The following is a 13,852-nucleotide window of genomic DNA, read 5'->3' as shown; positions in this document are numbered from 1 at the left end:
GAATATAGTATATTATTGTAAGGGAATTCACTATCAATAGTATGTCACATTTTAGGTTAGGGGTGAGGGGATGGAACTTTCCAAAAGGCAGGAAACCATAATTGAGATTGTCAAAAATGATGGTCCCATCACCGGTGAGCAAATTGCAGAGCGCCTCAACCTGACAAGGGCAACTTTAAGACCTGATTTATCCATCTTGACAATGGCAGGGTTCCTTGAGGCTCGACCGAGGGTAGGCTATTATTATAATGGTAAAACTGCAGACAGGATACTGGCGGAGAAAATTACCCGGCTACAAGTAGGTGAGGTTAAATCTGTGCCAACTGTGGTATCAGAAAGCTGTTCGGTATACGATGCAGTAGTTACCATGTTTATCGAAGATGTGGGTACATTGTATATTGTACGAGAAGGTGGTTTGTTAGAAGGTGTTGTTTCTCGCAAAGATCTACTAAAGACCACCCTTGGTGGTCAGGATATTCATAAACTGCCTTTGGGTGTCATTATGACACGTATGCCCAATATTCATATGGTGCAGGAGAATGATTCGGTTTGGTTGGCAGCCCATAAACTTCTAACCCATGAAATCGATTCTCTACCAGTGGTCAGGACTATACAAGGTTCCCGCGGAAAAGATTACGAAGTCATTGGCAGATTTTCTAAGACAAACGTTACCCGGCTCTTTGTTGAATTTGGCGAAGGGTCTTGAGGAGGGGTTTACCATTATAGCACCTAAAGACGATCATCCTGTAGTTTATATTGTATCGGATTCCATTGGCGAAACAGCGGAACTGGTTGCGAAAGCGGCGGTTAGCCAATTTAACGGCGGTAACGTTGAAATACGACGGGTTCCCTATGTAAATGACCCTCAGGATATTGTAGATATTGTTGACGAAGCCCAAGGTCAGAACTGCATCATTGCCTTCACATTAGTGTTACCTGAGCTACGGGAAGTCCTCGTGAGGGAAGCAGACAAACATAATATTCCCACAGTGGATATTATGGGACCATTTTTGGATGCCTTAACCCTAATTACAGCTGCCCCCCCTAAACTTGAACCCGGTCTGGTACGTAAGTTAGATGAGGAATATTTCCGCAAAGTGGAAGCCATTGAATTCGCTGTAAAGTATGACGATGGTAAGGATCCCCGGGGTATTCAAAGGGCAGATCTGGTAATTCTAGGGGTGTCCCGAACTTCTAAGACCCCTTTGAGTATGTATTTGGCTCATAAACGAATTAAGGCTGCCAATGTTCCACTGGTGCCTGAAGTAGCACCTCCTCAGGAAATCTTTAGCCTGTCATCTCATAAAGTGATTGGTTTAACCATTAAGCCCCAACAATTAAATGTGATTCGCACTGAACGCTTAAAAACCCTGGGGCTTACATCCAATGCTGACTACGCCAGCCATGAACGCATTTTAAAAGAATTGGACTATGCCGAGTCCATTATGAAACGGGTTGGTTGCCCGGTAATTGATGTAACCAATAAAGCGGTGGAAGAAACTGCCAGCAAGGTACTGGAGATATATTACCGAGGCGAACGGTACAGGTAGTTTTTAAGATCCAAGGGAGATACAGTAAGAGGTGGGGTCTAAGGGGTGAGGAATTCTTTCTCTCACCTCACCACCTTGAAGGTATGATTTTACTGACATGATAAAAAACAGGAGGGAATTGAAAAATTGGCAACCCAAAAATACGTGTATGCTTTTTCCGAGGGAAGAGCAGATATGAAAAGCCTGTTAGGCGGTAAAGGCGCCAACCTGGCAGAGATGACCAACATTGGTCTTCCGGTGCCCCCTGGTTTTACCATTACCACCGAGGCTTGTAAAGAGTTTTACATAGCCGGACGTAAATTCCCCGAGGGACTTGAGCAGGAACTAGAAACAAAGGTAGACTGGTTAGAGCAAACCCTGAATAAAAAATTTGGTGATCCCAATGGTCCCCTTCTGGTGTCTGTACGTTCTGGTGCAGTTATATCCATGCCTGGTATGATGGATACGGTTTTAAACCTAGGACTTAATGACCAAACTGTCATTGGTTTGGCTACCAGCAGTGGCAATGCTCGCTGGGCTTATGATTGCTATCGTCGCTTTATACAAATGTTTGGTAATGTGGTGCTAGACATCGAACATCATAAGTTTGAAGGCATCTTAGAAGAGCAAAAGCATAAAAGAAATGTTCAGTTTGACAATCAGTTGACTTCCGAAGACTGGCAGGAAGTTATAGGAAAATATAAAGCTATTGTTCAGAAAGAAACCGGTCGTGAATTTCCTCAGGATCCTAAGGAACAGCTACACAAAGCCATTTTTGCTGTCTTTAATTCCTGGGAAAATGACCGTGCCATCGTGTATCGTAAAATTCATAAAATCTCCGATGACCTGGGTACAGCAGTAAACGTACAGGCAATGGTATTTGGCAACATGGGGGATGATTGTGGTACCGGTGTAGCCTTTACCCGCAATCCTTCCACAGGCGAAAAACTACTCTATGGTGAGTTTTTAACCAATGCCCAGGGTGAAGATGTAGTGGCTGGTATTCGTACGCCTCAGCCCATTGCAAAACTGGCCGATGAAATGCCAGATGTTTACCAACAGTTTGCCCGTACTTGTACTTTATTGGAAAACCACTATAAAGATATGCAGGATATTGAATTTACCATTGAACGCAACAAGTTATGGATGCTGCAGACCCGTAACGGCAAGCGTACTGCCCAGGCTGCCATTCGCATTGCGGTGGAAATGGTAGAAGAGGGTATCATTGATAAAGAAATGGCCATCAACCGTGTTGATCCCAATCAGTTAGACCAACTGTTACACCGTCGCATTGACCCCAACGCTAAATTAGAAGTTGTAGCCAAAGGTCTGCCGGCATCCCCTGGTTCCGCATCTGGTGCTGTGGTCTTTAATGCTGATCTGGCTGAAAAATTAAACAAACAGGGACAAAAAGTGATCTTAGTGGGTACTGAAACCACTCCCGACGACATCCATGGTATGGTGGCTGCTCAGGGTATTCTAACTTCCAGGGGCGGCATGACCAGCCACGCTGCTGTGGTGGCCCGTGGTATGGGTAAACCCTGTGTGTGTGGTTGCGAAGCCATTCGCATTGACTCTGAAAATAAACAGTTTTTTGTAGGCAATATTACCGTTAAAAATGGGGACATTGTATCCATTGATGGTTCCACCGGTGATGTTATCCTGGGTGAAGTGCCCATGATTGAGCCGGATCTATCGGCGGAATTCTTGAAATTGTTGCAATGGGCTGACAACATCCGTACTTTGGAAGTACGCGCCAATGCCGATACCCCGGAAGATGCTGCAAAGGCTCGGGAATTCGGTGCCCAAGGTATTGGTTTAACCAGAACTGAGCATATGTTTATGGCATTGGACCGTTTACCCATTGTGCAAGAAATGATTTTAGCCAATGATATTGAGGAGCGTGCAGCAGCACTGGCTAAATTACTGCCGATGCAAGAAGGGGACTTCTACGGTATCCTGAAGGCCATGGAAGGCCTGCCGGTATGTATTCGACTATTAGACCCCCCGTTGCATGAATTCTTGCCCAATGCAGAAGAACTGGCTGTGGAAATTACTCAGTTGAAGTTGACCAACGGTGAACCGGCTAAAATACAGCAAAAGGAAGATTTGTTACGTAAAGTACGTTCCTTGTCTGAATTTAACCCCATGCTGGGCCATCGGGGTTGCCGTCTAGGTATTACCTGGCCGGAAGTATACGCCATGCAGGCCAGAGCCATCTTCCAAGCAACTGCTCGTCTGGTGAAAGAAGATTGCAAGATAGATCCAGAAGTTGAAATTCCTTTGGTTATTGAACTAAAAGAATTAGCATACCTGCGTAAATTGGTGGAAGATGTTGCTGAGGAAGTTAAGAAGGAAACCGGTGTGGACTTCCATTATAGTGTGGGAACCATGATTGAAATTCCCAGGGCAGCTTTACTGGCCGATGAAATTGCTAGCCAGGCAGAATTCTTCTCCTTCGGTACGAATGACTTGACTCAAACCACCCTGGGCTTTTCCAGAGATGACGCAGAGGGCAAATTTATGCAGCCCTATATTGAAAAGAAAATCCTTAACGATAACCCCTTCATTGTATTAGATCGTAAGGGTGTTGGTAAGCTTATGCAGTGGACTGTGGAAAATGCCCGTCGGGTGAAACCAGATCTGCTCATTGGTATCTGCGGTGAGCACGGCGGCGAACCCAGCTCTGTGGAGTTTTGCCACATGATTGGGTTGAACTATGTAAGCTGCTCCCCCTACCGGGTACCCATTGCACGGTTGGCAGCCGCCCAGGCGGCTGTAATCAACAAAGACCAATCGAAGTAAGGCTTAAAATGATATAGGCAAAGCTCTCAAGACCGAGATACGTACAAAAATTAGGAGTGTCTGGTTCTAGGTAATGTTACCCGCCGATAAAGGTACTGAAAAAGCATCTTTATCGGCGGTTTTTATGTTCTATAAAAGGATAGGACAAAACAACTTTGTTAACGGCTATTTGAGGCGAAGTGGGATAAATAAAAGGATTTAGTGCTGACAGAACTCCCGGTGTATAGGGGATAGCAGCATATTATAGACAAATCGATTCGGTGGTAGTATAATAAGCATATAATAAGGCCATATTATTGCTACCGAGAGAGGTGATTTGTATGATGAATATCAAACCGTCCGCAGCAATCCGCAAAAACTATAATGAGATTTCCGAATTGTGCAAGCGGTCAGGAGAACCGGTTTATCTTACGAAAAACGGAGAAGGGGATCTTGTGGTCATGGATATAGAAACTTTTGCAAGAAGGGAAAGTATGCTTCGGCTACGGGAAAGTCTGGTTGCTGCAGAAGAAGCCAGGCTGAATGGAAAACCAGGTTATTCCATTGACGAGGTCTCTGCTATAATGAAAGTAGCAGTCCGAGAGGTGCTAGATGGACAGAGAAAATAAACGGTACACCGTAGTTATTTCCGATGAGGCCAAGCAAATGCTGGTATCACACGCACAGTTTCTGGCACAGGTTAGTGAGCATGCAGCCATACGGTTAATTGAAGACTTTCAGGTAAGGGCAAAGTCATTGGAACAGTTCCCGGAAAGAAATCCATGGCTGGTTGACCAGTTGATTCCGTCAAGAAAATACCGAAAACTCTTATTGGAGAAAAGGTATCTATTGGTCTATCAGATCAAGGAAAACACCGTATATGTGGACGCGGTTGTCGATACACGCCAAGATTATGGCTGGTTATTGTAGGTTGGATAAACAAATTGACATTAAAAAGGAAGGACGCTGCGGAAATTCAGCGTTTTTGTCGGTTTTTGTATATAGAGGTGAACTTGCTTGTATTTCCAGCAAGGCGTGCCTCAGCAAATGCTCCTTGTGATTATTAAACTCTATGTTTTATACGCAATGACTTCACTCTCCCGAAAGTCACACAAAGTTACATCAGAATAAGAACGGCACAAGTACGGGTTTGACTACTGGTAACAGATTAATTGATAGTGTAATTTGATTCTATATTGAAATATTTGTATAAGATTATAAGAAGTATTCCATAATAGTGTAAAATAGCGATTGGTCTATTATGATAGCAGCCGCCCAAGGGGCGGTAAAACATCAAAGGGCATAGTTAACGCAAAAATAGTAGGAATAGATTTTTAAGCCTTTTACTTCAAGACTTAGAAGTTAAGAGAAAATAAATATGGGTATTGTCTTTTAGTAACTTTAAGAGACAGTACCCTATTTTTATTTGACCCAACACTTCAAATAAGTATAACACTATTAAAATTGTTTAAAGCCATGGCCTTAATTTAATATTGATCCTTACCATAAAATAAGATAAAAATTTTTTTCTTTTTTTAAAATTAATGGATGAAATTATTTCTAATATATTATATATTATATAGTGTATAATATATTGAAGAATATTGGGGCAATTAGCATAACACATATCCTGCTCCACTGGAGAAATTAAACATGGAACTTAGTCCAGTGGTTTGATAAACTTTTCACTTACACCAATTATTGGTAGGTAGATATGCTAGGAAAGGCCATATGAAGTCCTATTGCAACGAGCAACAAGAAGGTCCCTTAACAGAGTGAAAAATATCAGATAATTTAATTTATTCATAGTAGTCTAAAAAAATGGCATAAAAATATTAACAGGAATTTGAAAGAAATCTCATTATGAAATTTAGCCCTTACTTATATTCCGGCCCAAAAGGTCTTGCCGGATATGTAATAAAATGTTCTTCAATAAAGAGAGGAGTTGGTAGCATTGGGGTACCAGTTTATTAAATGGTTTAATGAACTAACCAAAGAAGATGTCGCTATGGTTGGTGGAAAAGGGGCTAATTTAGGTGAACTTACAAGGGCAGGCATTCGAGTACCGCCCGGTTTTTGTGTAACGGCCGATGCATATCAATATTTTGTTAAATCCACTGGTTTACAGGTAAAAATTCGTGCGTTATTGGCAGAAACAGACTTAAGTGATGTTCAACAGTTAGATGAGAATACAGCTAAAATACGCCAAATGATTGTTTTGACTTCTATGCCCACGGAAATTAAGAATGAAATCATCTCCGCTTATGGCTATTTGACCGGTTCCGGCAATGCCCCACGTGTAGCTGTGCGCAGTTCTGCTACTGCAGAAGATTTACCAGAAGCGTCTTTTGCCGGTCAACAAGATACCTATTTAAATATATTAGGGGCTAAAGAAGTAGTTTCTCATGTCCAAAAATGTTGGGCATCACTATGGACAGCCCGAGCAACCTACTACCGTCAAACTCAAAAGTTTGATCATTTTGATGTTTACCTGTCGGCTGTTGTGCAAAAACTGGTTTCTGCCGCTAAATCCGGAGTAGCATTCACCGCAAACCCGGTAACCGGAACCAGAGATGAAATTATGATTAACGCTAGTTGGGGGCTGGGAGAAGCTGTTGTTGCTGGTATAGTAACCCCTGACGATTATATTATACAAAAAGATAAATGGGAAATAAAAGAAAAAGAAGTTGCTGAAAAAAAGATCATGGTAATAAGGGACCCAGCCAAAGAAGTAGGAACCATCACGGTACCGGTCAGTGAACATTTAGGAAATGATTATGTTACCAAACAATGCCTGTCCGATGATGAAATTATCAACCTGTCCAAAGAGTGTACCCGTATAGAAAAGCATTACGGTTCTCCACAGGATATAGAGTGGGCTTACGATAATGATGACGGGCAGTTCTATCTGTTACAGGCTCGCCCGATAACCACTTTAGGAGAGGAGAGAAAAGATAATATGAGCGAGGTAAAAAAAGAAGACCTGGAAGTATTAGTCAAAGGCATGGCTGCATCTCCTGGCATAGCTTCCGGAAAAGTAACGATCATTCGTAATGATGATATCTCCGGTGTTAAAGAAGGGGATATTCTGGTGACGATTATGACGAACCCTGATATGGTTCCAGCCATGAGTAAAGCTGCTGCTATCGTGACAGACGAAGGGGGTCGAACCTGTCACGCAGCTATTGTATCCCGTGAGTTGGGAGTGCCTTGTATTGTTGGCTGCAAAAATGCTACAGATGTTCTTAAAGAAGGCCAGGAAGTTACCGTTGATGCTACAAGGGGTGTCGTGTACAAAGGTAAAGTAGATCTCGGGCAGAATAAGACAGAAACAGCTAACAGTGCTGCTACCTTCCCTCCGGAAATCATGCGGGAAATATTCCCGGTTACTGCAACCAAAGTATATATGAATCTGGGAGAGCCGTCTTTGGTAGAGAAGTATAAGAATTTACCCTTCGATGGTATTGGTCTAATGAGGGTGGAATTTATTTTTACGAATATGATTAAGGCTCACCCCATGTATCTGATTAAAACTGGCCAGCAACAGTTTATGATTGATAAACTGGCCGAAGGATTAACTAGCGTGGCCCAGGCCATATACCCACGTCCAGTTGTGGTAAGAATGAGTGATTTTAGAACAAATGAATTTCGTGGTCTAAAGGGCGGCGAAGAAGTTGAACCTATTGAGAATAATCCGATGATTGGTTGGCGCGGAGTTTCCCGTTATATTTCTGAAGAATACTTAGAAGGTTTTCGTGCAGAATGCAAGGCCATGCGTAAAGCACGGGAAGAGTATGGCTTAACCAATATTTGGGCGATGTTACCCTTTGTCCGTACCACCTGGGAATTAAAACAGGTTAAGGCTATCATGGAGGAAGAGGGCCTCAAACAAGGCCTGAATTTTAAACTTTGGATTATGGCGGAAGTGCCTTCGGTAATATTTATGGCTGATGAGTTTAGTCAATTAGTTGATGGGTTTAGTATTGGTAGCAACGATTTAACCCAATTAATACTTGGTGCAGACCGTGACTCTGGGGTTCTGGATAGCATGGGCTATTTCGATGAGCGTGACCCTGCCATTAAAAGAGCCATTGCCCATTTAATAGAAACCGCTCATAAATACGGCAAAACGGTTTCCATTTGCGGACAGGGTCCATCAATTTATCCGGAATTCACTGAATTTTTGGTTAAAACAGGTATTGACAGTGTTAGTGTAAACCCAGATACGGTCATTCAAACCCGCCGTTTGGTGGCTTCTGTAGAACAGAAAGTAATGTTGGAATTACTTAGGGGCAAAAAATAAGGCATTTGTTTTATAAAATACGATTAACTCACGGATTCAGGAACTAGATAGATAAGTGATTCTCAGGGCAGCCTTGCTGCCCTGATTTGTTTTTCAAAAAAAACCGTCAAGGCGCAAAACCATAGGATTATAAAGGTTTAGACTATCATTCTCGGAATACTTCAAGCACATGTGGTAAATCTTAGTAAAACAAAACTTTTCAAAGAGGATTTGGCCGTTCACCGTCGAATATTTCCATACATGGGAAAAAAGATAGAACTATGAAGAATCTGAGATTTTTTATCGCCATTTATAACCTATTGGAAACCTTTTGCCTAAAAGGTAAAGGGGTCTAATCGTATCAGAGATGGCATAAGTTTTTATTAGAAAAACTTCGCTTTCGCTATTTTATTAATTGCACCATCTGATACCTCTAAATTAAAGTTAGGGAGGTTTATTATGCTGATACTAGGTTTGAATGGAAGTCCTAATACCAATGGCAATACGGCATTTATGCTGAACAAAGCACTGGAAGCAGCAAAGGAACTGGGTGCAGATACCAAGCTTATTCATGTGGCAGAACATGTGGCAACAGCTGACCCATTGTTTTGTAACGCCTGCAGCAATCCCTGCGCAGGAGTATGCTATCAAGGCACATCTCTGGGTGATCTGTTGGAATTAATCAAAACAGCAGATGGTATTATCCTGGGCAGTCCGGTTTATTTTGGCACCGTTGCTGCACCTATGAAGCTTCTGTGGGATAAAAGCAGGGCCCTAAGAAAAGAAAAAGCCTTAGTTGATGTTGTGGGGGCGGCCATCTCAGTTGGTGCTTCACGCTTTGGTGGACAGGAACTGACGTTACGTTCTTTACAGGATATTATGCTGGTACATGGAATGACCCTTGTGGGGGACGGAGCTTTTGAAAATGACCCAGGGCATCACGGAGCCTGTGCCCAAAGGCCTGCCGATGGCGATCCACAGGCTGCAGAACGCTGCCGGGTCTTAGGTCGTCGTGTGGCCGAGGTAGCCCTAGCTACTGCTTCCCTGAGAAAGAGGAAAAAAGGATAGGTCCTAGATGGAATTTAGGCAGCAAACTGAAGAATTAGAAGCGAAATTTTTGTCGTCCTTTGCCTGCCTCAGTGCAAAGAGCAAAGGCAGGGAAAGACAGGAAGAGCCATGTCCTGTAAGAACAGCATTTCAACGGGACAGGGATAGGATCATTCATTCCAAAGCCTTTCGACGTTTAAAATTAAAAACTCAGGTATTCATCATCCCCGAGGGGGATCATTACCGCACACGATTAACCCATACCCTTGAGGTTGCCCAAATTGCCAGAACCTGTGCCAAGGCTCTTAGGTTAAATGAGGATTTGACTGAGGCCATAGCATTAGGCCATGACCTTGGGCACACTCCCTTTGGTCATGCCGGTGAGCAGGTGTTAGATAAGGTCTACAGCCGAGGCTTTAAACACAACGAGCAGAGCCTCCGAGTGGTCAGACAATTGGAAGGAGATCAGGGGTTAAATCTTTCCCGTGAAGTTCTTGATGGTATTGTTCACCATACTGGACCATGCAAGCCGGAAACCCTGGAGGGTCAAATAGTAAAAATAGCAGATCGAATTGCCTATATCAACCACGATATTGATGATGCCTTAAGAGCAGGGATATTAAACCTTCAAGATCTACCCTGGGATTGTTTAGACACCTTGGGAGTAAGGCATAGCCAACGCATTAATACAATGGTTTACGATTTGATACAATCAAGTGTAGGCAAACCAGAAATTACCATGAGCCAAAGAATCCAGGAGGCAATGGAACGGTTAAGAACTTTTATGTTTGAACATGTATATATTGGTTCTGAAGCAAAAAATGAAGAAGATAAGGCAAGACATGTGGTAAAGGAGCTTTACCTGTATTACATTGAAAATTACCACCATTTGCCTGGAGAGATGCGAAAAAGGATTGAGCAAGAGGAAGTTTCTAGGGTGGTGGTGGATTATATCGCCGGAATGACAGATCGTTATGCCGTTGCCCAATATAAAAATTTGTTTATTCCCAAAGGATTTCCTCTATGATAGGCGAATTTTGATATATTCATTGCAAATATTGGCAATAATAAAGCTGTCGTCATAGAAAAAATGTCGAAGCATAGCAGGAAAATTTTTAGTTACAGCGAATAAACTTTAAACTGTAGTTCGGAATTCCGGTTACAATCCAAAAAAAGGAAAGCACCCTGCATTGAACAAAAATAAGTAGGGTAGTAAAAGGGTGAGTTTATGGCTGGAAGGATCCCGGATTCCGTTATTGAAGAAATCAGGCAAAGAACTGACATTGTCGAAGTCATTTCCAGGTTTATACATGTGGAAAAACGCGGCAAGAACTATCTGGCCCTTTGCCCCTTTCACCAGGAAAAGACACCTTCCTTTAACATTAACCCAGAGCGACAGATGTTTCACTGCTTTGGATGTGGTGTTGGGGGAAATGTCTTTAAATTTCTTATGATGGTGGAAGGTCTTTCTTTCCCTGAATCTGTGAGGTCTTTGGGGACTAAACTTGGTATAGAGGTTCCCGAAGAAATTTCACCGAAAGAAAGGGTTAAACAGGGAAAAAAGGATAGGGCTTTTAAAATATATGGATTAGCCAGGGATTTTTACCATTTTCTTCTTACCAAAGAAATTGGTATTGGGGCCATCAGATATCTGGAGTCCCGAAACCTGACTGATAAAACAAGGGAAACCTTTGAGTTGGGGTTTGCACCGTTAGGATGGGATTCATTAACCGGCTTTTTAACTGCCAAGGGAATTTCTGGCGAGGAACTCACAAAGCTGGGCCTGGTACAAAAAAAGGAATCTGGTGGTTATTACGATAGGTTTAGAAATCGAATCATGTTTCCCATCTGGGATAATCAGGGCCGGGTAGTTGGCTTTGGCGGCAGAACCATGGGTGAGGATAATCCGAAGTACCTAAATTCCCCGGAAGGTGAATACTTCAATAAAGGCCAGCTTCTTTATGGGTTGCATATTGCCCGTAAGGGCATTCGGGAACAGGGCTACGCTGTATTAATGGAAGGGTATATGGATGTTGTTTCCACCTACCAACATGGCGTTACCAATGCAGTGGCCTCATTGGGGACTGCTTTTACACGCGACCAGGGTAAGATACTCATGATGTATACCCATGATGTTGTTATCGCCTATGATGCTGATACAGCTGGGATAAAAGCAGCAACCCGTGCAGCAGATATTCTCCAAGAATTGGGTTGCCAGGTGAGGATCGCCACCATTGTAGGTGCAAAGGACCCAGATGAATATATTCAAAGTCATGGTCTGGAAGGATGGCAAAGCATAATTGATCATGCAATGCCTTTAGTACAATACAAGCTTTTACAGGCTGCTCAAAAGCATGGCCTACAAAATGCAGGGGCAAAGCAAAGAATACTCCGGGAGGTGCTACCCAATTTGGCTTCTGTGGCCAGTGCCATTGAATTAGAAGAAACAGTTAAACAAGCGGCCACGGTTTTACAAGTAAATTGGGAGACCGTGCTGGAGGAAATTAAAAAGTATAAAAGGAATTCCAGAAAAAAATCCCAAATAGAGGATAATTTTGCAAAAGAAAGCCATAATATATCGAGTGCACGGTATTTTGCTCCTGTTCGTCCCAAGGACGCGAGATCTAATGCAGAAGCAGGTGTTCTAAGGTTTGCTTTGGAAAATAAAGAATACCTGGAAAGAATTCTACAGGAGTTGGGCAATGACTTTTTTCAAAATAATGTTTACCAGAGAATATTTGATGTCCACCTAGGGAACAAGGAACAAAATTCCGCCAGACTGTTGGATGAATTAGACGAATCCTCCCAAAGGATTGTCAGCAGTTTGCTGGTGCAAGAAATTCCAGGGGAGAATATGGATCAAATACTTTCTGACTTTATTAATACCATAAAAAGAACCAGAGAAAAAGCAAAACTTGATGATTTGTTGATGCAATTGGCTGCTGCGGAGAAAAGCGGAGATACCGAACGGGTAATCGAGCTGAGTCGAAAGATTAATCTTACCATGAAATCCGAGGGGCCCGAAAGGGGAGTGGCAACATGAGGGACGAAGCGAAAGTAGAACAAATTAAAGAGTTAATCGAAAAAGGCAAAAAACGTGGGGTACTAACATATAACGAAATTATGGATACCCTGCAGGGCACCGAGTTGTCGCCAGATCAAATTGACGACATTTATGAAAAGATTTCTGCTATGGGTATTGAAGTTGTCCCCTTAGCCAGTGATTTGGAGCCTCTGGAAGTAGATGACTCAGTAGAAAATTCAACCGAGGAAGAGGTTGAGGTTGAAGTTGATTTAAGTATTCCCGAGGGTATTGGTATCGATGACCCCGTTAGAATGTACCTAAAGGAAATTGGCCGGGTTCCCCTACTATCGCCCGAAGAAGAAGTAGACTTGGCTAAAAGGATGGAGCAAGGAGAAGAAGAAGCTAAACGACGTCTTGCGGAGGCTAATTTACGACTGGTTGTTAGTATTGCCAAGCGCTACGTGGGCAGGGGTATGCTTTTCTTGGATTTAATCCAGGAAGGAAATTTAGGTCTTATTAAAGCGGTAGAAAAATTTGATTATCGAAAAGGTTATAAATTCAGTACCTATGCCACCTGGTGGATTCGGCAGGCCATTACCCGGGCCATTGCAGATCAGGCCCGTACCATCCGTATCCCTGTACATATGGTGGAAACCATAAATAAATTGATTCGGGTTTCTCGCCAACTGCTACAGGAACTGGGAAGGGAACCCTCCCCTGAAGAAATTGCCAAAGAGATGGATATTTCTGGTGAAAAAGTTCGAGAAATCTTGAAAATTGCTCAGGAGCCTGTATCACTGGAAACGCCCATTGGTGAAGAAGAAGATTCACACCTGGGTGATTTTATTGAAGATGCAGATGCCAGGGCACCAGCAGAAGAAGCTTCCTTTACACTTTTGCGCGAACAATTAGATGAAGTTCTTAAAACCTTAACGGATCGTGAGCAAAAGGTTCTTCGCCTGCGTTTTGGTTTGGACGATGGTCGTGCTAGAACATTGGAAGAAGTGGGACAAAAATTTGGCGTTACTAGAGAACGTATTCGTCAAATTGAAGCAAAGACGTTACGGAAACTGCGACATCCAAGCCGTAGTAAGAAATTAAAGGATTACCTGGATTAATAAATAATTGCGAATAACCAAGTAAAAAATACAATAAAAAATGAAATTATGGGTTGACCTGACATAG

10 protein-coding genes are annotated in these 13,852 nt (G+C 42.7%); all 10 read left to right on the top strand.

Features of this window, described 5'->3' with window-relative positions:
• The first annotated feature begins 70 nt into the window (after window positions 1–70).
• The 10 genes from ccpN (at window position 71) to rpoD (ending at window position 13,785) form a co-directional block, all read left to right on the top strand.
• Window positions 71–706, top strand: coding sequence for a transcriptional regulator CcpN (gene ccpN / locus DRED_RS13160; protein ID WP_011878779.1), 636 nt, complete (start codon window positions 71–73; stop codon window positions 704–706).
• Window positions 690–1,550, top strand: a complete 861-nt coding sequence (locus tag DRED_RS13155) for a pyruvate, water dikinase regulatory protein (RefSeq protein WP_011878778.1) — start codon at window positions 690–692, stop codon at window positions 1,548–1,550. Before ccpN ends, DRED_RS13155 begins: the two co-directional genes overlap by 17 nt.
• Before the next feature lie 126 nt (window positions 1,551–1,676).
• Window positions 1,677–4,334 (top strand): pyruvate, phosphate dikinase, encoded by a 2,658-nt coding sequence (gene ppdK, locus DRED_RS13150; RefSeq protein ID WP_011878777.1) that lies wholly within the window; start codon window positions 1,677–1,679, stop codon window positions 4,332–4,334.
• Window positions 4,335–4,657: 323 nt separating this feature from the next.
• Window positions 4,658–4,942, top strand: coding sequence for a type II toxin-antitoxin system prevent-host-death family antitoxin (locus tag DRED_RS13145; protein WP_337998938.1), 285 nt, complete (start codon window positions 4,658–4,660; stop codon window positions 4,940–4,942).
• The gene (locus DRED_RS13140; protein ID WP_011878775.1) at window positions 4,926–5,243 is read left to right on the top strand and encodes a type II toxin-antitoxin system RelE/ParE family toxin; all 318 of its coding nucleotides are present in this window, start codon (window positions 4,926–4,928) and stop codon (window positions 5,241–5,243) included. Before DRED_RS13145 ends, DRED_RS13140 begins: the two co-directional genes overlap by 17 nt.
• Window positions 5,244–6,267: 1,024 nt before the next feature.
• Entirely contained in the window at window positions 6,268–8,616 is a 2,349-nt protein-coding gene (gene ppsA, locus DRED_RS13135; RefSeq protein ID WP_011878774.1) for a phosphoenolpyruvate synthase, read from the top strand.
• A 438-nt stretch (window positions 8,617–9,054) separates the two neighbouring features.
• The gene (locus DRED_RS13130) at window positions 9,055–9,663 is read left to right on the top strand and encodes a flavodoxin family protein (protein WP_011878773.1); all 609 of its coding nucleotides are present in this window, start codon (window positions 9,055–9,057) and stop codon (window positions 9,661–9,663) included.
• A gap of 7 nt (window positions 9,664–9,670) precedes the next feature.
• The gene (locus tag DRED_RS13125) at window positions 9,671–10,669 is read left to right on the top strand and encodes a deoxyguanosinetriphosphate triphosphohydrolase (protein ID WP_011878772.1); all 999 of its coding nucleotides are present in this window, start codon (window positions 9,671–9,673) and stop codon (window positions 10,667–10,669) included.
• 201 nt (window positions 10,670–10,870) lie between these two features.
• Complete coding sequence (gene dnaG, locus DRED_RS13120; protein ID WP_011878771.1) at window positions 10,871–12,685, top strand: DNA primase; 1,815 nt, start codon at window positions 10,871–10,873, stop codon at window positions 12,683–12,685.
• Window positions 12,682–13,785, top strand: a complete 1,104-nt coding sequence (rpoD, locus tag DRED_RS13115) for an RNA polymerase sigma factor RpoD (protein ID WP_011878770.1) — start codon at window positions 12,682–12,684, stop codon at window positions 13,783–13,785. The genes dnaG and rpoD overlap by 4 nt, the downstream gene beginning before the upstream one ends.
• Window positions 13,786–13,852: the final 67 nt, after the last annotated feature.

Source organism: Desulforamulus reducens MI-1 (genome assembly GCF_000016165.1).
Classification (GTDB): domain Bacteria; phylum Bacillota; class Desulfotomaculia; order Desulfotomaculales; family Desulfotomaculaceae; genus Desulfotomaculum; species Desulfotomaculum reducens.
The sequence above is the reverse complement of the archived record's forward strand: the minus strand, read 5'-3'. Positions and strand labels throughout refer to the sequence as shown.